This window comes from Bradyrhizobium sp. RDI18 (assembly GCF_043203335.1).
GTDB lineage: Bacteria > Pseudomonadota > Alphaproteobacteria > Rhizobiales > Xanthobacteraceae > Bradyrhizobium > Bradyrhizobium retamae.
This window is the reverse complement of record NZ_JBICRN010000008.1, coordinates 3,577,000-3,597,630: the sequence shown is the minus strand read 5'-3', so window position 1 is coordinate 3,597,630 and position 20,631 is coordinate 3,577,000. Positions and strand designations below refer to the sequence as shown.

The window sequence follows — 20,631 nt, the reverse complement described above, 5'->3', positions numbered from 1 at the left end:
GTCCCGGGAAAAACGCGCTGAATGGCGCACAGCCAGCAGGAGGTCACCATGAACGAGCATGTTCAGGCTGCCAGTAGCGCGCCGTTGTTCAATCCGCTGGCCCCGGAATTCATTCGCAACCCCTATCCGCATTACGAGCGGATGCGCACCACCGATCCCGTGCATCTGACGCCGCTAGGGATGTATGTCGCAAGCCGTCATGCCGAGGTCAGCCTCGTCATGCGCGACAAGCGGTTCGGCAAGGATTATGTCGAGCGCACCGTCCGCCGCTACGGCCCCAAGATCATGGACGAGCCGGTGTTCCGCAGCATGAGCCACTGGATGCTGCAGCAGGATCCGCCGGACCACACCCGCTTGCGCGGACTGGTGGTGAAGGCCTTTACCGCGCGCCGGGTCGAGGACATGCGCCCGCGCATCCAGCAGGTCGTCGACGAGACGCTGGATCGCATCATCCCGCAGGGGCAGATGGACCTGATCGAGGATTTCGCGTTCCGCCTGCCGGTCACCATCATCTGCGACATGCTCGGTATCCCTGAGGACCATCGTGAGGCGTTTTATACGGGTTCACGCGACGGCGGACGCCTGCTCGATCCGGTGCCGCTGTCGCCGGAGGAGATCAAGCAGGGTAACTCCAGCAACGCGCTGGCCGCGATGTATTTCCAGCAACTGTTCGATCTCAGGCGCAAAAGCCCGGGCGACGACCTGATCACCCAACTGGTGCAGGCCGAGGAAGACGGCAGCAAGCTTACCAATGAGGAACTGACCGCCAATATCATCCTGCTGTTCGGCGCCGGCCACGAGACCACCGTCAACCTGATCGGCAACGGCTTGCTGGCGCTGCATCGCAATCCAGACCAGCTCGCGCTGCTCAAGGCGAGGCCCGAACTGATCACCAACGCCATCGAGGAGTTCCTGCGCTACGATTCCTCGGTGCAGTTGACCGGCCGGGTGGCGCTGGAGGATATCGACGATTTAGGCGGAAAGCGCATCCCGAAGGGCGAGAGCGTGCTTTGCCTGCTCGGCTCGGCCAACCACGACCCGGCGGTCTATCCTGATAACCCGGAGCGGCTGGATATCACCCGGCCCAACGTGAAACCGCTATCGTTCGGCGGGGGCATCCACTTCTGCCTCGGGGCCCAGTTGGCGCGGATCGAGGCCGAGATCGCGATCTCGACCCTGTTGCGCCGGCTACCGGACCTGCGGCTCGATGACGCTGTCAATGCGGAATGGCGGCCGACCTTCGTGCTGCGCGGCCTGAAGCGCCTGCCGGCGAGCTGGTGACGCCCCGACGGGCGGTTTTTGCCCTTGGCTCCGCCGATCCGGAGCTGGGCGGCTCCTGTCAGCATGCCGCTGTGACTTCGCCGTACTTCTCTCTATATTCCGGGCTGCTCCGGGGCCGGGTTCGACGTGGCGTGGCCTACGCCGGGGCCGTTCAAGAGGAGACACCGTGCAGACGACGCTGCTCGGCCTGGCAATCGCCTTTATCATTGCGCTGATCGCCGCGCTGGTCGGGCCGTATTTCATCGACTGGAACCAGTTCCGGCCGCAATTCGAGGCGGAGGCGAGCCGAGATCATCGGCGCGCCGGTGCGCGTCGGCGGCAAGCTCGACGCACGCCTATTGCCGGCGCCGTCGCTGCAACTGCACTCGGTCGTGGTCGGCGGCGTCAACGACCTTGGCAAGGTTCGTGCCGACAAGCTCGACGTGGAATTCAGCCTGGGCTCGCTGATGCGCGGCGAGGTGCGCGCCACCGAATTGACGATCAACCGCATGTCGCTCGATCTCGGCCTCGATTCCAGAGGACGGATCGACTGGCCGGCATCGACCAGGGCGTTCAACCTGGGTTCACTGGCGATCGATCGGGTCAATCTGACCGGCCGCATCGCCCTGCATGATGCGGTCAGCCGCTCTACGCTCGAACTGAACGACATCGCTTTCAGCGGCGACGTGCGTTCGCTGGCCGGTTCGATCCGCGGCGACGGCAATTTCATGCTGTCGGGCACGCGCTATCCGTTTCGGGTCTCCTCGGGGCAGGGTCCCGAGGGCAACGGCACCCGCGTTCATCTCAATATCGATCCGGGCCAGCGCTCGCTCGCCATCGATCTCGACGGCCTGCTGAACTTCGATTCCCGCGCGCCGCGGTTTGAAGGCGCGATAACGCTCGTCGCTCCTCCCGGCCCGAAGGGCAAGGGCAACGATCCACCGTGGCGTATCGCGGCGAAGATCAAGTCCGACTATTCGGCGGCGCGGCTCGAACAGGTCGAAGTGACCTATGGCGCCGAGGAGCGCGCCCTGAAGCTTGCAGGCAGCGGCGACATCCGTTTCGGTGCGACGCCGCTGTTGCGCGCTGCGCTATCGGCACGTCAGCTCGATGCCGACAGGTTCGTTGCCAAGGAAAATGGCAAAGACAATTCGACTGAGCCGGCTCGCGCGCTGCCGGCGCTGCAGGCGCTCAGCTCCGTCATTCCGCATCTGCCGATCCCAGCGCAAATCGAACTCGCCTCCGAGCAGGTCATGCTCGGCGGGCGCCCATTGCAGGACATCGCTGCCGAGCTCGAAGGCGATGCCAAATCCTGGCGTGTCCACAGGCTGGAGTTCCGCGCGCCCGGCGCGACCAGGGTTTCGCTCAGCGAGGCCGGCGCGAAGAGCGCTGTGCCGGACCGCTTCAAGGCCGCGCTCAGCGTCGAGATCCTCCGATCCCGACGCGCTCTTGACCTGGCTGCAGGGCCGCGGCGATACCGCCTATCGCAGCCAGAAGCCGCTTCGCCTGCGCGGCGACATCACCGTGGCGCCCGAAGGCTTTGCCATCGACACCATGAAGGCCGACATCGATGGCGGCACGGTGGAGGGACGGGTGGCGGTGTCGCACCGGCAAGCCGATCACGGCTCCCGGATCGATGCCGAACTGAAAGCGGCGCGTCTCGATCTGGATGCCGCCACGGCCTTTGCGCGGTCGCTTGTAGGCCCGCAAGGCGAGTGGCCGGACGAGGGGAAGCTCTCGCTCGATATCGGCCGCGCCACCTCCGCCGGCCAGGAGCTATCTCCGTTGCTCGCCAGGCTGGCTTACTCGCCGGCGAAGATATCGCTCGAGCAGTTGAAGATCGGCGAGCTTGAAAGCGTGACGCTGGACGGCGCGGGCAATTTCGACCGCGTCAACGCGACCGGATGGTTCGCGCTCAATTCGAGCGCCGCCTCGCTCGGCCGGCTGACCGGCCTGATCGTTCCCCTTTTCACCGCCGCTGGCCGCGCGGCTCAGTGCGATGGGGACGAGCCCGGGTCCGGCGCGCCTGAAACTGGCGCTCGATCTCACCAAAAATGCCGGACCGTCCGATCGCGTCCAGGCGCGCGCCACGGCCGAACTCGACTCGCCGCTGCTCAAGGGCACCAGCACGATCACCGCCAGACCCGCCGTCGCGGCGATCCAGGGCATCGATCTGGCCGCGCTCCAGCGCAGCGAGGTCTGGATCGATTCGAAATTGTCGTCGGAGCAGGGACGCACCTTGCTGGCATTGCTCGGCTTCGATCGCGCCATCACGGTGGGCGATGGTCCCGCGCAATTCGAGAGCACCGCGACGGGTGCGTGGGGTGCGCCGTTGCGGCTCAAGGCAAAGATCTCGGGAACGGGACTCGATGCCGAAGCGGAAGGCTCCGCCGAACCATGGGCGCCGGAGGCAAAGGCCGTTCTCGGCCTGAAAGTTCGCAGCGCCGATTTCGCCCCGCTGCTCGATCTCAAACCGGCGGATACGCTGGCGCAGGACATCGGCCTGTCCTCGCGCGTACAGCTCACCGGCAACAAGCTCACCTTCGACGATCTCGACAGCAGCGTCGGCGGTTCGCGCCTGCGCGGCCGCGTGGCTGTGACGCTCGGCGAGGAGAAGGAGATCGAGGGTGAGATCGGCGCCGACCAGCTCGCGCTGACGCCGGCTCTTGCCCTGGCGGTCGGCGCCGCCGGACACGATGCCACCGAGCCGCTCGGCCCCGGGATTGCGAAGGGTTGGCGCGGCAGCATCGCGTTTCAGGCGTTGCGCGGCCTGCTTCCAGGCGGAAGCGAATTGCAGCCGGTGAGCGGGGTGATCAAGAGCGACGGCAAGTCGCTGACCTTCGATGCCATCAAAGGCAAGATCGGCGGCGGCGATGTCACGGCCACGATCGATGCAAGGCTGGGCGCGCACGGAATTGCCTTGAACGCGAGCGTCCAGCTTTCCGGTGTCGACGGCGCGACGCTACGCTATCGCAATCTCGCGATGCCTTCCGGCCGCGCGTCGATGCAGGTGACGCTAACAACCCAGGGCCGCAGCGCCTCGGCGCTGGCGGGCGCGCTGTCCGGCAGCGGAACGCTGACGCTGGACGCGGCCAGGATATCAGGCCTCGATCCGCGCGCTTTCGAGGTGGCGGTGCGCGCCAATGACAACGGGCAGGCCAAGGACGACGTCCGATTGAAGCAGATCGTCGAATCCGCTCTTCCGGCCGGCGCGCTTGCGGTGCCTTCGGCGCAAATCCCGTTCACCATCAGGGACGGCCGGCTTCGCGTCGGCGCGACGACGCTGGACGGCAATGGCGTGCGGGCCATTGTATCCGGCGGATACGATATCGCCGCCGATCAGGCCGATATCCGCGCCGCCCTTTCGCTGACGATGACGACCGGGCGTCCGGAGATTCAACTGCTTGCCGTAGGGACGCCCGATGCGCTGAGCCGCAGCGTCGACGTTGCCCCGTTGTCTTCGTGGCTGGCGGTGCGTGCGATCGATCACGAAACGCGAAGGCTCGATGCCATCGAGCGCGGCGAGCCGCCGCCGCCGTCGCCGCCGCCAATCGTGCTGCCTACGGAGGGGCAGTTGCCGATTCCGGAGGCGGTGCCGAGCGCGCCGGTCGTCGCGCCAAAGGGCGCGACCCACGGCGACCTCCGGCGAAGAAGATGACCGCGCCGCGTCCGCCGGTCGTCAATGCGCCGCCGGCGCCTGTCGCAGGCCAGCCGCAGGTTGCGCCGCTGCCGCCGCCGATCGACGTCCGGCCGGCGCCCGGCGCCGCCAAGCCGAAGCCGCGCCCGCCGCTTGCGCTGACACCGCAGCTCGCCAATCCACCGCCGCGCTCCAATTAGCCGAGCGCAATCTCCCGGTTAATCCCGATCGCCTTCAGAAACGCCTCGTCGTGGCTGATCGCGATCAGCGCGCCGTCGAATCCTTTTAGTGCACCCTCGAGCTCCTCGATCGAGGCGAGATCGAGATGGTTGGTCGGCTCATCCAGCAGCAGGAGCAGAGGCGGCTGCGGTCGCGCGAATACGCAGGCCAAACCCGCGCGCAGCCGCTCGCCGCCGCTCAGCGTCGCCGCGATCTGCAGCGCGGCCTTGTTACGGAACGCAAACCGCGCCAGGGCGGCGTGCGCCGCGTTGGCCGATAGTTCCGGATTGAGGCGCCGCAGATTGTCGAGAATGCTTAAGCCGGGATCGAGCAGGCCGACATGCTGATCGAGCACGGCAATACGGTCGGTGAGGCGGCCGATGTCACCGCTCGCGGGGTTCAGCTCACCGGTGAGCAGGCGGAACAAGGTGGTCTTGCCAGAACCGTTGGCGCCGCGGATGGCGATCCGCTCGGGTCCGCGAACCCCGAACGACAGCGGTCCGAACAGATGACGCTCCCCAAAGGCCATCACAACGTCTTTCAAGGCGACGAGTTCGCGGCCGCCGGGCAGATGGGTGCGCGGTAGATCGATCGAAAGCGGCGTCAGGATCTCGACGTGCGCCTTGGCCATTTCCAGCGCTTCAGTGCGCTCGCCGAGCAGGCGGCTGGCAAGCCCGCTTTCGCGCGCGGCGCTGTTCTCGGCGCGCTCCTTCTCGCGGTCCATGAACATCTTGTCCTCGATGCCCTTGGCGCGCCAGGCGCGGCCGGCCTTGTCGCGGCGCGCCTTCTTTTCCCGCGCCTTCTGCACTGCGCGCTCGGTATTGCGTAAGGCATCCGAGGCGCGGTCGAGGTCATCGGCGGCGCGGGCCCGCGCCGCCTCACGCGCCTTTGCAAACTCCGGCCACGCGCCGCCGAACAGGGTGACGCCGACCGGCGTCAGTTCGACGATGCGGTCGACGCGTTCGAGCAGCGTGCGGTCGTGGCTGGCGACGAGCACGCCGCCCTGCCAGCGTTCGAGCATCTGCGCCACGGCCTGCCTTCCGTCGGCATCGAGATTGTTGGTCGGCTCGTCCAATAGCAGCAGATCCGGTGCCTCTATCAAAAGCCGCGCCAGCGCCACCCCGCGTTCGCTCGCCGCCGCTCAAGGAGACGATCGGGCGATCGAGCGGCAGCGACGGCAGTCCGGCCTCGACCAGCGCCGCCTGTATTCGCGCTTCCAGCGTCCAATCCGCTTCCGTCGCGTCATCAAGCGATCCTTCGCCGCGTTCGAGCCGGCGCAGGCGGGCGAGGTCGCCGGCGACGCCGAGCGCTTCGTCGGTCGTCAGCCGTTCGTCAGTCAGTTGAGCGAGCATGCCGATCGAGCCGATGCGTTGCAGCGATCCGCCTGCAGGTTCGATCTCGCCCGCAATCAGGCGCAGCAATGAGGATTTGCCGCAGCCATTGCGGCCGACAAGCCCGGTGCGCTCGCGCCCTATGGCGAGCGTCAATCCGTCGAACAGCGGGCGTCCGTCAGGCGTGGCGAGGCAAATGGAATCCAGAACGAGAAAGGCAGGCATGGAGAGCTTCCGAAAATGGACTGAGGTCGCGAGGCGCGGTCAGCTTTGCGATGTCCATTTCTCTCTCCAGGGGTCTCTACGCTTCTTCAGCCGGTTTTCGCCGGGTTCCGTCGGCAACGACCGTCAATTAGATACGTATTGCCGTCGTTCGTCCAGCCAGCGTGCAAACGGTTTGCGCGCGGCCTGGCGGGAATACTTCATTCGCGGCGGGGTCTCTACCTCCGGCTGGACCATGGATGCGCTCACGCAGGAAACCCGGAGGTTTGCATATGAAGTCGGCAATCAAGCTCGCTACGCTAACGTTGTTTTCAATGGCTGTGATCGCATCGCCGCCATCCGTTCCGGCCTTTGCCGCAGGAGGCGGCGGTGACCCGCCTTCGGCCAGCCCGCCGCCGCCGCCGGACACCAGATCCGCTCCCAAATCGACCTCGAAGTCGAAGAAGAAGGCCCCCAAACAGTCGAGCGCCGACGATGATGCGTTTCGGCAGGGGTACCGCACCGCGCATGCGACGATCTATGAGCGCAACGACTTTGCTGGGGCCATCGAGCAGCTAAAGGCGCTCGGCCGTGACGATAGCGCTGACGTTGCTAATCTGATCGGCTATTCCTATCGCAAGCTCGGCGACTACAGGCTGTCGCAGGCTTGGTACGAGCGCGCGTTGAAGGCGGATCCGAACCACGTGCTGACCTGGCAGTATTACGGCCTGTGGCAGGTCGAGCAGGGCAATCGCGATCAGGCGTCGTATCATCTGACGCGGATCGCGGCGATTTGCGGCACGGCTTGTGAGGAGTATCGATCGCTGGCCGCGGCGCTCGAAAAGCCGCCCGGCACCGGACTCGTTTATTGAGCTTATGACGTAACAGGGCGGGTGCGTTGCGACGCGCTCGCCTGATCGAGGCCTACGCCTGCGGCCGCGGCGCGTCCGGCGTGGCGGCCGGCATGGCGCGGGTACGGAAATAGTCGAGCACGAAGAGGCGGATCGCCGAGGACAGGTTGCCCTGCTGGCGATTGCTGTCGATCTCGCCGACCAGTTCGGACAGCGTCATGTTGCGCAGGCCCGAGATTTCCTTCATCCCGTTCCAGAAAGCTTCTTCGAGGCTGACGCTGGTCTTGTGACCGGCAACGACGATCGAACGTTTGACGACGGGCGACTTCATGATGCGTCTCCGTCCTCGAGCTTGTGCTGGTCCAGAAGATCGCCGGCGCGATCCTTGCGACGTTCATCGAGCGTGCGTTCGATCTTGGTCCGGCCAAAGCGTGCGCGGTTGGCATCGGCTTGCTTTGCCGATTGTTCCCGTTCGGTACGCTTCTTGAATCGCTTCAGATTAATCACGTCTCCCATGCTCGCCTCCATCATCCGGCGACTCGAAGACATGATGATTCATGGGGCGGAAAAACGTCGCATCGTGCGCAAGCAAATTTGATGGTCATTCAGGAATCCCCGTCTGCCGGCTCTGATAGCATCAAAAATACATTTCGCTCTGCGAAAAATCGAATAATTCCTGCTCCTACCATGCGTCAACACAACGGCGATAGATGATCCACCTCATTCTTCGGGTATCATCCATAATTTATATCTCTCATCCGTAGTTTCCCGGGGGCGATCAGCCCGGCTGTGTCATTTTGTCCGGCTGCACCAGGCGTTCGAATTCGGCGGCGTCCACAAACCCGAGGCGCACAGCCTCTTCCTTCAAAGTCGTGCCGCGCGCGTGTGCCGATTTGGCGACCTTCGCCGCGTCGTCGTATCCGATCTTGGGAGCCAGTGCGGTGACCAGCATCAGCGAGCGCTCCATCAATTCGCGGATTCGCTTTTCGTCGGCGCGGATGCCCACCACGCAATGTTCGGTGAACGAGCGCGCCGCGTCCGACAGCAGTTGAATGGAATGGATCATACAATATGCTAATACGGGTTTGTAAACATTCAATTCGAAATGCCCCTGGCTGCCGGCGACGGTGACGGCGGTCTGGTTGCCGAACACCTGACAGCAGACCATCGTCATCGCTTCGCACTGGGTAGGGTTGACCTTGCCGGGCATGATCGACGAGCCCGGTTCGTTTTCCGGCAGGATCAATTCTCCGAGACCGGAACGCGGGCCCGAACCCAACAGGCGAATGTCATTGGCGATCTTGAACAGACCGGTCGCCATCGAATTGATCGCGCCATGCACCAGCACATAGGCGTCGTTGCAAGCCAGCGCCTCGAACTTGTTCGGTGCGCTGGTGAAGGGCAGCCTTGTGATTTTGGCGACATGCCTGGCGAACAGTTTTGCAAATTTCGGCTTCGAGTTGAGACCGGTTCCAACCGCGGTGCCGCCTTGCGCCAACGGGAACAGCTCCTTCACCGCGGCTCGCAGCCGCGCGATCCCGCTTTCGACCTGCGCGGCGTAGCCCGAAAATTCCTGCCCCAGCGTCAACGGCGTTGCGTCCTGGGTGTGGGTTCTCCCGATCTTGACGATTTTGGCGAACGCCTTTTCCTTCTTGCGCAATTCGCGATGCAACTCGTCAAGCGCCGGAATCAGGTCGGCGACGATGCGTCCGGCGGCAGCGATATGCATCGCCGTCGGGAATGAATCGTTCGACGACTGACTCATGTTGACGTGGTCGTTGGGGTGAACCGGTTTCTTGGCGCCGAGTTCGCCGCCCAGCATTTGGTTGGCGCGGTTGGCGATCACCTCGTTGAGATTCATGTTGGTCTGGGTGCCTGAGCCGGTCTGCCAGACGACCAGCGGGAAGTGATCGTCGAGCTTGCCTTCGATCACCTCGCGTGCGGCGCGGATGATGGCGCTGGCTCTGCGTGCATCGAGCAGTCCGAGCTCCCGGTTGGTTTGGGCGGCGGCGAGCTTGACGATACCGAGTGCATGGACGATCGCGATCGGCATGCGGTCCTGACCGATCTTGAAATTCTGTCGCGAGCGCTCGGTTTGCGCGCCCCAATAGCGGTCGGCGGGAACGTCGATCGGACCGAAGCTGTCGGTCTCGCTACGAGTAGATTTGTTTCCGGATGTTTTTGCTCGAGCCATGCGTATGTCCGTTGCGCCGCGAAAGGGCGGAACGCGTACACTACAGCGTAGCGGAGTTTCTCGCGCTTAGATTATTTCTTGCGGAAACGATCTAGTCGCACCACTTCAGCGCCTTCGCTCGTCTTTGCCGGTTCATCCTCGATTTCCGCGGCGGGCTCCGGCGCGGCGACGGGCAGGGCGGACGGCGCGGAAACCGCCGGCACCTTCGCCGCGGGCGCCTCTGCCACCGTTTCCGACGGCTCGAATTGCAGGCCGAACTGCACCGACGGATCGAGGAAGCTCTTGATCGCCGCGAACGGCACCACCAGCCGCTCGGGGATGCCGCCGAACGACAGGCCGACTTCGAAACGATCTTCCGTCACCACCAGATCCCAGAACTGATGCTGCAGGATGATCGTCATCTCTTCCGGATATTGCGCCAACAGCCGCGGCGACAGCTTCACGCCGTCGGCGGTGGACAGGAAGGTGATGAAGAAATGATGCTCGCCGGGCAGGCCGTGTTCGGCCGCGTCAGCCAGCACGCGGCGCAGCACTCCGCGCAGCGCGTCGCGCGCCAGCACGTCATAACGGATGTGATCGGTCGCCATGGTCGTCCTGTCAGGTTTTATGGCCGCCGGTCCCCCGACTCGCCCCTTTGCCCCTATGCTACCCCGGCGGGCGCCGCAGGTCAGCAGGCGCGACGGATCGAATTTGCAGCAACGGCTCCCGTCGGCCGGAAATGAAAAGAATTAAGTGGAGGCTTCTGTTGCCAGGTGCCTCCGAACCCCGCCTAGCGGAGCTTAACCCGCTAGGACTTTAGATCGGTCTTTCAAACTGCGTTACGCAGCCTGAGCAACCGGAGCATAGTTGTCGTTTGCAACTATTGCATAGCCCGATAACGGCGGAACAATACCGGGAAAAAACTCGTCCTTTACGCCCTCGTCGATCCTGGTTCGCCCCCGCCGAAACCCACCACGGGTGGGTGGGCTTGGGTGGAGGCGCCGGGTACTGCCCCCGGGTCCGAATGGTTTATTGCGACGGTCATTTATTTCCATAGCCGGCGAACCGGCACCCCCAATATAGGGTGCAGGTTCGGAGAAAAACAGGGCCAAGGGCGCTGAACAGGAGGGGAACATGGCACCTCACTTTCGGTTTGCTATCGTCCAGTTGCGGTTTCGCCATGGATTCGATGATTCCAAAAATGTGCCGCCACATTCATTGCACGAACTATGCGCTGTTCGCCGCCATCCCGGCGCTCGCCCCGCGCGGATCGTAACGTGATCGGCAATTCACTCGCGTGTGCTGCAGTGCTCCGACCGCAAAAGTTGCGATCTGTGGGTCTGATGGCGGCTTTGGCCGGCCCGTTTACCGTCGGCGCTGGAGTGCTTTGGGTTTTGCTGGCGTTGTCTGAGGAAAGTCGCTAGGCAGTTTCCGGGACAAGTATCCAGGTTATCCAAGCAAACGGGCGAGAAGCCTGTCTTGGGGAGGAGAGATATCCATGAATGCTACGCCGGGCCATGCGCCGGTCAAATCCATCATGCCGAAATGGGTTCGCAACCCGCAGGAGTTTGTCGGCGGAATTGCCTTGATGGCGATTGCCGCGTTCGCCCTCTGGGCGTCGAGCGACCTGCAGGGCATGCGCGGATTTTCGTTCGGCGCCGGCACCGCGCCGCGGATGTTCGGATTTTTGCTGCTGGGACTAGGCGCCCTCATTACCGTCGTCGGCGTTGTCACCGAAGGTCCCCATCTCGCGAAATACCATTGGCGGGGACCGTTTTTCGTGACGATCGCGATTTTGACGTTTGCCTTCACGATCAGACCCATGGGAATGATCTTTGCCGCCATGGCCGCCTTCTTGATCGCGGCATGCGGGTCACCGGAAACCAAGTGGACGGAGACGCTGATCGTTGCCGTCTGCCTGACGGCGTTTTGCAGCCTGCTGTTTCCATACGCGCTCGGACTGCCGTTGCAGCTCCTGCCGACTTTCATGATCCGGTGAGGGCGCGATGGGAGATATCTTCTCAAATCTTGGACTCGGCTTCGGCGTCGTTTTCCAGTTCGTGCAGTGGACACCCGCTTTCCTTGGCGGAATTTCCATTCCGATCCCGGTCAATATTCTGCTGTGCCTGATCGGCGCACTGGTCGGTACGCTGGTTGGCGTGCTGCCCGGCATCGGCACCATCGCTACGGTGGCCATGCTGCTGCCGATCACCTTTGGCCTGCCCCCGGTAGGCGCACTGATCATGCTGGCAGGCATCTACTACGGTGCGCAATATGGCGGCTCGACCACGTCGATCCTGGTCAATATTCCAGGTGAGGCCGGCTCGGTGGTCACCGCGCTTGACGGCTTCCAGATGGCGAAAAGAGGCCGCGCCGGTCCGGCGCTCGCGATCGCCGCGATCGGATCGTTCTTCGCCGGCTGCGTCGCGACCGTGCTGATTGCCCTGCTGGGCGCGCCGCTCACCAGGATCGCGCTGGCGTTCGGACCTGCCGAATACTTCTCGCTGATGGTGCTCGGCCTGATCTTCGCGGTTGTGCTCGCGAAAGGCTCGGTGCTGAAGGCGATCGCGATGATCGTGCTCGGCCTGCTGCTTTCGATGGTCGGCTCCGACATCGAGACCGGCGCGTCTCGCATGGCCTTCAACATTCCCGAACTGGCTGACGGTCTTGGTTTCGCCACGCTGGCGATGGGCTTGTTTGGCTTTGCAGAGATCATTCGCAATCTCGATGCCGGCGGCGAAACCGATCGCAAGCTGGTCCAGGAGAAGGTGTCGGGACTGATGCCGACGCGGAGGGATCTCAAGGAGACGGCCCCTGCGATCCTGCGCGGCACCGTGCTCGGATCGATTCTCGGCATTCTGCCGGGCGGCGGCGCCGTGATCGCATCATTCGCGGCATACACGCTTGAGAAGAAGGTCGCGAAAGATCCCTCGAAGTTCGGTCATGGCGAAATCCGCGGCGTGGCAGCGCCCGAGAGTGCCAACAATGCCGCAGCCCAGACTTCGTTCATTCCATTGCTGACGCTTGGTATTCCGCCGAACGCGGTGATGGCGCTGATGGTCGGCGCAATGACGATTCACGGCATCGTGCCCGGTCCCCAGGTGATGCAGAAACAACCGGACCTGGTGTGGGGCATGATTGCCTCGATGTGGGTCGGCAACCTGATGCTGTTGATCATCAACCTGCCTTTGGTGGGCATTTGGGTACGGCTGTTGCGGGTGCCTTACCGGCTGATGTTCCCTTCGATCGTGGTTTTCTGCTGTATCGGCATCTACTCCGTGAACAACGCGCCAACCGACGTCATGATCGCTGGTGCGTTCGGATTGGTCGGCTACTGGCTGATCAAGCACGATTTCGAGCCGGCGCCGTTGCTGCTCGGGATGGTGCTCGGGCCGCTGATGGAAGAAAACCTGCGCCGCGCACTCCTGATTTCACGCGGTGACTGGTCTGTCTTCCTGACGCGCCCATTGTCGGCGATCCTGATGGCGATTGCAGCGGCGTTGCTGGTTCTTGCGGTGCTGCCGTCGCTGCGTAAGAAGCGCGACGAGGTGTTTGTGGAATCGGAGAACTGACCTGCGTCGGTGCGCCGCAGCCCGAAGTCTGGTCGACTTCGGGCTAATTTTCTATGCCATGGAATATGCCGGCCGGCGGGCTCGGCATTGCAACGATTTCGGGAGGAGATCAAAAATGAATTGCTACGGTCGATCGCTTGCGAGCGCTTGCTTGGCCGCGCTTGCCGGACTGGGGTTTCTCTCTTCCCAAGCGCAGGCTCAAGCTTATCCAACGCGCAACATTACCATGATCGTGCCGTTCGCAGCAGGCGGTCCGACCGATGTCATCGCGCGCATCGTCACCGGCCATATGGCGCAGACGCTCGGTCAAACCATCATCATCGAGAACGTGGTCGGTGCCGGCGGCACTACCGCCACCACGCGCGCCTCGAAGGCTGCCAATGACGGCTATACGCTGATCACAGGGCATATGGGAACGCATGCAGCTTCCGTGCCGCTCTATCCCAAGCTGGCCTATCATCCGGAGAAGGATTTCGAGCCGGTCGGACTGCTCGCTGGCACGCCGATCCTGATCCTGGCGCGCAAGGATTTTGCGCCAAAGGACCTCAAGGAATTCATCGCCTACGTCAAGGCGAACGAGGCCAAGGTCAACGCGGCGCATGCCGGCGTCGGCTCGGTCTCGAACGTATCGTGCGAACTGCTGAACTCGGTGCTCGGCGTCAAGCCGATCGGCGTTCCCTTCAATGGCACCGGTCCGGCGATGAACGCGCTGGTGGCCGGTCAGGTCGACTACATGTGCGACCAGATCGTCAATGCCGTGCCACAGATCAACGGCGGCACCATCAAGGCCTATGCCGTGGCGACGCCGGAGCGTAATCCGTCGCTGCCCAATGTTCCCACCACCGCCGAGGCCGGTCTGCCGGCCTTCCAGGCCCAGGCATGGAACGCGATCTTCGCGCCCAAGGGAACGCCCCCGGATGTCGTCGCCAAGTTGAACGCCGCGGTGGTCAAGGCGCTCGACGACGAGAATGTACGCAAGCGCCTGCTCGAACTCGGCAGCGTGATTCCCCCTGCCGCCGATCGAACCCCTGCCGCGCTGGGTGCGCTGGTGAAGAATGAGATCACCAAGTGGACGGCGGTGGTTAAGCCGCTGAATTAGGCCACCCAAACGAGACGGGGCGAGGGGCGGGACGCGGGTTCCGCCCCTTGTCGTTTGCGGCGGGATGATCATTTTTCCGGGTATAATCGGTGCGCGAAGCCGAATCGGCGTGTCGATCGGATGTCTGGTCGCTAAATTCGCCGTTCCGACAAAGGCCTGAAGCACCAGTCATGGACCAGTATCGCGACCTGCTCGAACGGATCCTCTCAGACGGCGCGGAGAAGCACGACCGCACCGGCACCGGCACGCTGTCGATCTTCGGTCATCAGATGCGGTTCAATCTCTCGGCCGGTTTTCCGATGCTGACCACCAAGCGCCTGCCCCTGAAGGCGATCGTGCATGAATTGCTCTGGTTCCTGGCCGGCGACACCAACATCAAATATCTCAGGGATCACGGCGTTTCGATCTGGGATGAATGGGCCGACGCAAACGGCGATCTCGGCCCGGTCTACGGATCGCAATGGCGTTCGTGGCCGGCGCCGGACGGGCGCAGCATCGACCAGATTTCCAACGTCATCGACATGATCAAGCGCAACCCGGATTCACGGCGGCTGATCGTGACCGCCTGGAATCCGGCCGACGTCGACAAGATGGCGCTGCCGCCCTGCCACTGCCTGTTTCAGTTCTATGTCGCGAACGGCAAGCTCTCCTGCCAGCTTTATCAGCGCTCGGCCGATGTGTTCCTCGGCGTGCCCTTCAACATCGCGTCCTATTCGTTGCTGACGATGATGGTGGCGCAGGTGACCGGGCTGAAGCCCGGTGACTTCGTGCACTCGCTGGGTGACGCGCATCTCTACTCCAACCACCTCGAGCAGGCGCGGCTGCAACTGACGCGGCCGACGCGGCCGTTGCCGGTCATGAAGATCAATCCTGACGTGAAGGATATCTTCGCGTTCCGCTACGAGGATTTCGCGCTCGAAGGCTACGATCCGCACCCGCACATCAAGGCCGAAGTGGCTATATGACCAGCGGTGTGAGCATCTGATGTCGCTGACGATCCGCCGCGCGCGCCCGGGCGAAGCAGGACTTGTCCTGTCCTTCGTTCGCGAACTCGCCGAATATGAAAAGCTGCTGCACGAAGTGGAAGCGACCGAGGCCGGTATCGATGCGGCGCTGTTCGGCGCCACTCCGCGCCTGTTCTGCGAGATCGCCGAGTGGGACGGAGAGCCGGCCGGCTTCGCGGTCTGGTTCGGGAATTTTTCAACCTTCAGCGGTCGCTCCGGCATCTATCTGGAAGATCTGTTCGTTCGCCCGGCGCTGCGCGGAAAGGGAATTGGCAAGGCGCTGCTGGTGCATCTCGCGAAGGAATGCGTGGTAAACGGCTGGTCGCGCTTGCAATGGGCGGTGCTCGACTGGAACACGCCGTCGATTGAATTCTATAAGTCGCTCGGCGCGGTCTTGATGGACGAGTGGACGGTGTGCCGGGTCGGCGGTCCGGCGCTCGCGGCGCTGGCGCAAGGGGAGCGGTAATGGAAATAGTTCTCGTCGTCGCTGCCGCCGAGAACGGCGTGATCGGAGCCAGGGGTGCCATTCCGTGGCGGCTGAAATCCGACATGGCGCGCTTCAAGGCGCTGACCTCGGGTAAACCTGTCGTCATGGGCCGCAAGACCTTCGTCTCGATCGGCCGGCCGCTTCCCGGACGGACCAATATCGTCGTCACCCGCGACGCTGGTTTTCGCGCCGATGGCGTAGTGGTTACCCATTCCTTCGCCGATGCGAAGGCGATCGCCACCGGCGATGCGCTGCGACGTTTCGCCACTGAGATTGCCGTGATCGGCGGTGCGGAAATCTACGCGCAATGGATGGACAGCGCCGATCGTCTGGAGATTACCGAGGTGCATGCCCGGCCCGACGGCGATACGCGTTTCCCGGCAGTCGATGCAACCGCATGGGAAGAGGTGGCGCGCGTGCGGAATCCGGCCGGTCCGGACGATAGCGTCGATTTCTCCTATGTGACATTTCGTCGGCGCCGACAGAGTTAACCTCGCTAACCAATGTTTACATTGACAATTATGGCGTCAGGCATAGCTGCTTGGTGCAGGAAGCTTGCGTTGTAAGGGCCCGGTTGCTCCCCTATAAAGCCGGGCTGATAGGCGAGGCCGGGCATCCTGCCCAAAACAGGCGGACCCGGGCCTTCGCGGAGGAGAGTTTGCATGCCGTGGAAGAATCAAGGTGGGGGTCCATGGGGCCCGGGTCCGAAGGGACCGTGGGGGTCGGGTCCGCAGTCGGGCGGGCCGAGGCCACCTGATCTTGAGGATCTGCTGCGGCGCGGTCAGGATAAGCTGCAGCAGCTTCTGCCGGGCGGCTATTTCAGCGGCATGGGCATCGCGCTGGTGCTGGCCGGCGCGCTGGTGATCTGGGGATTGTCCGGATTCTTCCGCGTGCAGTCGGAAGAACTCGGCGTCGTCTTGCGCTTCGGCAAGCATGTACGCACCGTGGAACCCGGGTTGAACTATCATCTGCCCTATCCGATAGAAACCGTGCTGCTGCCGAAGGCGCTGCGCGTCTCCACCCTTTCGATCGGCATGAGCCTGATCGACGACCCGGCGCGGCGCGGCCGCACCATGCGGGACGTGCCGGAAGAAAGCCTGATGCTGACCGGCGACGAGAACATCGTCGACGTCGACTTCACGGTGCTGTGGCGGATCAAGCCCAACGGCGTCGGCAATTTCCTCTTCAACATCCAGAATCCCGAAGGCACCGTGAAGGCGGTGGCCGAAAGCGCGATGCGCGAGGTAATCGGGCGTTCGCAGATCCAGCCGATCCTCACCGGCGCCCGCAATCTGACCGAGCAGGCCGTCCACGAGCTGATGCAGAAGACGCTGGATACGTACGGATCCGGCGTTCTGATCACGCAGGTGCAGATGCAGAAGGTCGACCCGCCCGCGCAAGTGATCGACTCGTTCCGCGACGTGCAGGCCGCGCGAGCCGACTTCGAGCGGCTGCAGAACGAGGCGCAGACCTACGCCAACCGCGTCATCCCCGACGCCCGCGGCCGCGCTGCGCAGATCCTGCAGGTCGCCGAAGGCTACAGGGAACAGGCGATCGCCGAGGCCAAGGGCCAGAGCGCGCGCTTCACGAAGGTGTTCGAGGAATACAACAAGGCCAAGGACGTGACGCGGCAGCGAATTTATCTGGAGACGATGGAGCGGATTCTCGGCGGATCCGAGAAGCTGGTCTATGACGGCGGCAACTCGGCACAGAGCATCGTGCCGTATCTGCCGCTCAGTGAATTGACGCCGCGCCGTCCTCCGCCGACGGCTGGTCAGCAGCAGCAGCAGGGAGGCTCGCGATGAGGTCCCCTGTTACAGGTATTGTCACCCTGATCCTGCTGTTCGCCGTGGTGATCGTGGGCTACAGCTCGATCTTTACGGTGTCGCAGACCGAGCAGGCGCTCGTGGTCCGGCTCGGCCGGCCCGTTGACGTCGTGTCCGAGCCGGGCCTGAACTTCAAGGCGCCGTTCATCGACACCGTCATCAGCATCGACAAGCGCATACTCGATCTGGAAAATCCATCGCAGGAAGTCATTGCTTCGGACCAGAAGAGGCTCGTCGTCGACGCCTTCGCCCGCTACCGGATCAAGAACCCGCTGCGCTTCTATCAGAGCATCGGCTCGATCCAGGCCGCCAACATCCAGCTCACCACGCTGTTGAACTCGGCACTGCGCCGCGTGCTGGGCGAGGTCAACTTCATCAATGTGGTGCGCGACGAACGCGAGGGCCTGATGACGCGCATCCGCGACCAACTCGACAGGGAGGCCGATCAGTACGGCATTCAGGTGGTCGACGTGCGTATCCGCCGCGCCGATCTGCCGGAGGCCAACAGCCAGGCGGTCTATCAGCGCATGCAGACCGAGCGGCAGCGCGAGGCGGCGGAGTTCCGCGCCCAGGGCGGCCAGAAGTCGCAGGAGATCCGCTCTAAGGCCGATCGCGAGGCCACCGTCATCGTCGCGGAGGCCAATTCGACCGCCGAGCAGACGCGCGGCGTGGGCGACGCCGAACGCAACCGGCTGTTCGCCGAGGCCTATGGCAGGGATGCGGAGTTCTTCGCCTTCTATCGTTCGATGTCGGCCTATGAGACCGGGCTCCGCTCCAACGATACCCGTTTCCTGCTGCGGCCCGATTCCGAGTTCTTCCGCTTCTTCGCCAATCCGTCGGGCCACCCGCCGGCGGCCGCCGCGGCTGCGGCGCCGAAGCCTTAAGCGGCCGGCCCGCACACTACGCAGGTTACGGCGAAGCGGGGGCCGCTTCGCCGGCACAAAAGCAAAAGGCGCTTGAATAGCGGGGGGATGCCATCCGATGAGGTCCATTGCGTTCGCCGACTTCCTCATCGGTGTAGGCATCCTCTTTGTGCTCGAAGGCCTGATGTTTGCAGCCAGCCCGGCCTGGATGCGCCGGGCGATGAAAAGCGCATTGGCGACGCCGGACAATATCCTGCGGATCGTCGGCATCGTCTCGGCGGTCGTCGGCCTGCTTCTGATCTGGTTCGTGCGGCGGTAAGGTTCCTCCGTCATCCCGGGATGGTCCGAAGGACCAGTCCTCAGATGCGCAATGGCGCATCGGCGGATCTCAAGATTCTCCAGACGTGCAATGCACATCGGAGAATCGCTTCGCGCCCCGGAATGACGGTAATCAACGGCCGCAACTAGCTCTGGCGCCAACGAAATCGTGAGCCGCGAGCCGCCCGTTTTTCGCCGGAATGTCAGGCGCAGATGCTTGCGCCTAGGACCCATTCGGGCGCACTGTGGGCCCAAATCTGAGCCTTTGGAGACGATCCGACATGACCGGTGCCAAACCCGCCTTGACCAGTCGCCTGCGCCTGATGGGGATTGCGATCTCGCTCGGTGCCGCCAGCATGCTGGCTTCAGTGCCGGCCAGCGCGCGCGGGCCGGACGGTATCGCCGACATTGCCGAGAAGGTGATCGATTCCGTCGTCAATATCTCGACCTCGCAGAGCGTGGAGGTCAAGGGCGGCGGCAGGGATGCGATGCCGCAATTGCCGCCGGGCTCGCCGTTCGAGGAATTTTTTGACGACTTCTTCAAGAACCGGCGCGGCGCCGTGCCCAAGGGCGGGGACAAGAGCGGCGAAATGCAGCCGCCGCGCAAGACCAATTCGCTCGGCTCCGGTTTCATCGTCGATGCTGCCGGCGTCGTCGTCACCAACAATCACGTCATCGCGGATGCCGACGAGATCAACCTGATCATGAACGACGGCACCAAGATCAAGGCCGAACTGGTCGGCGTCGACAAGAAGACCGACATTGCGGTCTTGAAGTTCAAGCCGGTGAAGCCGGTGACCGCGGTGAAGTTCGGCGATTCCGACAAGCTGCGGCTCGGCGAATGGGTGATTGCGATCGGCAATCCGTTCAGCCTCGGCGGCTCGGTTACGGCCGGCATCGTGTCGGCGCGCAACCGCGACATCAGCCAGGGGCCGTACGACAGCTACATCCAGACCGATGCCTCCATCAACCGCGGCAATTCCGGCGGGCCGCTGTTCAACCTCGAAGGCGAAGTGGTCGGCGTCAACACGCTGATCATTTCGCCGACCGGCGGTTCGATCGGCCTCGGCTTCGCGGTGCCGTCGAAGACAGTGGCCGCCGTAGTTGATCAGCTCCGGCAGTTCGGCGAATTGCGCCGCGGCTGGCTCGGCGTGCGGATCCAGCAGGTCACCGAGGAGATCGCCGAAAGCCTCAACATCAAGCCCGCCCGCGGCGCGCTGGTCGCCGGCATCGACGACAAGGGGCCGGCCAAGCCTGCCGGCATCGAGCCCGGCGACGTCGTCGTCAAGTTCGACGGCAAGGACGTCAAGGACCCGAAGGATCTCTCCCGCGTCGTCGCCGATACCGCCGTCGGCAAGGAAGTCGACGTGGTCATCATCCGCAAGGGCAACGAGGAAACCCGCAAGGTTACGCTCGGCCGCCTCGAGGATACTGAAAAGGTGCAGCAGGCTGCTGCCAAGACCAAGGAAGACCCTGTCGAGAAGCCGGTGACGCAAAAGGCGCTCGGCCTCGATCTTGCCGCGCTGAGCAAGGACCTGCGTACGAAGTACAAGATCAAGGAGAGCGTGAAAGGCGTCATCATCACCGGTGTCGACGGCTCTTCCGACGCCGCCGACAAGCGGCTCTCCGCCGGCGACGTCATCGTCGAGGTGGCGCAGGAAGCGGTCGCCAGCGCCGCCGACATCAAGAAGCGCGTCGATCAGCTCAAGAAGGATGGCAAGAAATCGGTGCTGCTATTGGTGTCGAACGGCGAGGGCGAATTGCGGTTCGTGGCACTCGGCGTGCAGTAG

17 protein-coding genes, 1 other RNA gene and 2 pseudogenes are annotated in these 20,631 nt (G+C 63.6%); 13 read left to right on the top strand and 7 right to left on the bottom strand.

The window, feature by feature from the left end:
- Positions 1-48 precede the first annotated feature (48 nt).
- Complete coding sequence (locus ACFXS9_RS26295; RefSeq protein WP_392693634.1) at positions 49-1,281, top strand: cytochrome P450; 1,233 nt, start codon at positions 49-51, stop codon at positions 1,279-1,281.
- A gap of 166 nt (positions 1,282-1,447) precedes the next feature.
- Positions 1,448-5,097, top strand: a pseudogene (locus ACFXS9_RS26290) (AsmA-like C-terminal region-containing protein).
- Here ACFXS9_RS26290 and ACFXS9_RS26285 read toward each other — a convergent pair.
- Positions 5,094-6,191 carry an ATP-binding cassette domain-containing protein gene (locus tag ACFXS9_RS26285; RefSeq protein ID WP_392693631.1) on the bottom strand — a complete coding sequence of 366 codons (1,098 nt, stop codon included), beginning with the start codon at positions 6,189-6,191 and terminating at the stop codon, positions 5,094-5,096. The pseudogene ACFXS9_RS26290 and the gene ACFXS9_RS26285 overlap by 4 nt on opposite strands.
- Positions 6,192-6,297: 106 nt before the next feature.
- A pseudogene (locus tag ACFXS9_RS26280) lies at positions 6,298-6,672 on the bottom strand (ATP-binding cassette domain-containing protein); the annotation flags it as partial.
- Positions 6,673-6,941: 269 nt separating this feature from the next.
- Here ACFXS9_RS26280 and ACFXS9_RS26275 point away from each other — a divergent pair.
- Positions 6,942-7,520 carry a tetratricopeptide repeat protein gene (locus ACFXS9_RS26275; protein ID WP_392693629.1) on the top strand — a complete coding sequence of 193 codons (579 nt, stop codon included), beginning with the start codon at positions 6,942-6,944 and terminating at the stop codon, positions 7,518-7,520.
- Between the two features lie 52 nt (positions 7,521-7,572).
- Here ACFXS9_RS26275 and ACFXS9_RS26270 read toward each other — a convergent pair whose 3' ends face one another.
- The 5 genes from ACFXS9_RS26270 to ssrA form a co-directional block, all read right to left on the bottom strand.
- On the bottom strand, positions 7,573-7,830 hold the full coding sequence (locus ACFXS9_RS26270) for a ribbon-helix-helix domain-containing protein (protein WP_057846962.1): 258 nt from the start codon (positions 7,828-7,830) through the stop codon (positions 7,573-7,575).
- The gene (locus ACFXS9_RS26265) at positions 7,827-8,015 is read right to left on the bottom strand and encodes a DUF4169 family protein (protein WP_392700017.1); all 189 of its coding nucleotides are present in this window, start codon (positions 8,013-8,015) and stop codon (positions 7,827-7,829) included. The genes ACFXS9_RS26270 and ACFXS9_RS26265 overlap by 4 nt, the downstream gene beginning before the upstream one ends.
- A 262-nt stretch (positions 8,016-8,277) precedes the next feature.
- Positions 8,278-9,693 carry a class II fumarate hydratase gene (gene fumC / locus ACFXS9_RS26260; RefSeq protein ID WP_392693626.1) on the bottom strand — a complete coding sequence of 472 codons (1,416 nt, stop codon included), beginning with the start codon at positions 9,691-9,693 and terminating at the stop codon, positions 8,278-8,280.
- A 71-nt stretch (positions 9,694-9,764) separates the two neighbouring features.
- A complete protein-coding gene (locus ACFXS9_RS26255; RefSeq protein WP_057846960.1) occupies positions 9,765-10,280 on the bottom strand; it encodes an SspB family protein in 516 nt (171 codons plus the stop codon).
- 144 nt (positions 10,281-10,424) lie between these two features.
- Positions 10,425-10,781, bottom strand: a transfer-messenger RNA (tmRNA) gene (ssrA, locus tag ACFXS9_RS26250).
- 389 nt (positions 10,782-11,170) lie between these two features.
- Here ssrA and ACFXS9_RS26245 point away from each other — a divergent pair.
- From ACFXS9_RS26245 to ACFXS9_RS26200, 10 genes are all read left to right on the top strand, one after another.
- Complete coding sequence (locus ACFXS9_RS26245; RefSeq protein ID WP_392693624.1) at positions 11,171-11,671, top strand: tripartite tricarboxylate transporter TctB family protein; 501 nt, start codon at positions 11,171-11,173, stop codon at positions 11,669-11,671.
- 7 nt (positions 11,672-11,678) lie between these two features.
- Positions 11,679-13,244, top strand: coding sequence for a tripartite tricarboxylate transporter permease (locus ACFXS9_RS26240; protein ID WP_392693622.1), 1,566 nt, complete (start codon positions 11,679-11,681; stop codon positions 13,242-13,244).
- Positions 13,245-13,359: 115 nt separating this feature from the next.
- The gene (locus ACFXS9_RS26235) at positions 13,360-14,343 is read left to right on the top strand and encodes a tripartite tricarboxylate transporter substrate binding protein BugD (RefSeq protein WP_392693619.1); all 984 of its coding nucleotides are present in this window, start codon (positions 13,360-13,362) and stop codon (positions 14,341-14,343) included.
- Between the two features lie 170 nt (positions 14,344-14,513).
- Positions 14,514-15,308, top strand: coding sequence for a thymidylate synthase (locus ACFXS9_RS26230; RefSeq protein WP_392693617.1), 795 nt, complete (start codon positions 14,514-14,516; stop codon positions 15,306-15,308).
- Positions 15,309-15,327: 19 nt separating this feature from the next.
- A complete protein-coding gene (locus ACFXS9_RS26225) occupies positions 15,328-15,813 on the top strand; it encodes a GNAT family N-acetyltransferase (RefSeq protein ID WP_392693615.1) in 486 nt (161 codons plus the stop codon).
- A complete protein-coding gene (locus ACFXS9_RS26220; protein ID WP_392693612.1) occupies positions 15,813-16,325 on the top strand; it encodes a dihydrofolate reductase in 513 nt (170 codons plus the stop codon). The genes ACFXS9_RS26225 and ACFXS9_RS26220 overlap by 1 nt, the downstream gene beginning before the upstream one ends.
- A gap of 171 nt (positions 16,326-16,496) precedes the next feature.
- Positions 16,497-17,639 (top strand): FtsH protease activity modulator HflK, encoded by a 1,143-nt coding sequence (gene hflK / locus ACFXS9_RS26215; protein WP_392693610.1) that lies wholly within the window; start codon positions 16,497-16,499, stop codon positions 17,637-17,639.
- Complete coding sequence (gene hflC, locus ACFXS9_RS26210) at positions 17,636-18,544, top strand: protease modulator HflC (protein ID WP_392693607.1); 909 nt, start codon at positions 17,636-17,638, stop codon at positions 18,542-18,544. The genes hflK and hflC overlap by 4 nt, the downstream gene beginning before the upstream one ends.
- A 97-nt stretch (positions 18,545-18,641) precedes the next feature.
- Positions 18,642-18,842 carry a DUF2065 domain-containing protein gene (locus ACFXS9_RS26205; protein WP_028350308.1) on the top strand — a complete coding sequence of 67 codons (201 nt, stop codon included), beginning with the start codon at positions 18,642-18,644 and terminating at the stop codon, positions 18,840-18,842.
- A gap of 280 nt (positions 18,843-19,122) precedes the next feature.
- Positions 19,123-20,631 carry a Do family serine endopeptidase gene (locus ACFXS9_RS26200; RefSeq protein ID WP_392693605.1) on the top strand — a complete coding sequence of 503 codons (1,509 nt, stop codon included), beginning with the start codon at positions 19,123-19,125 and terminating at the stop codon, positions 20,629-20,631.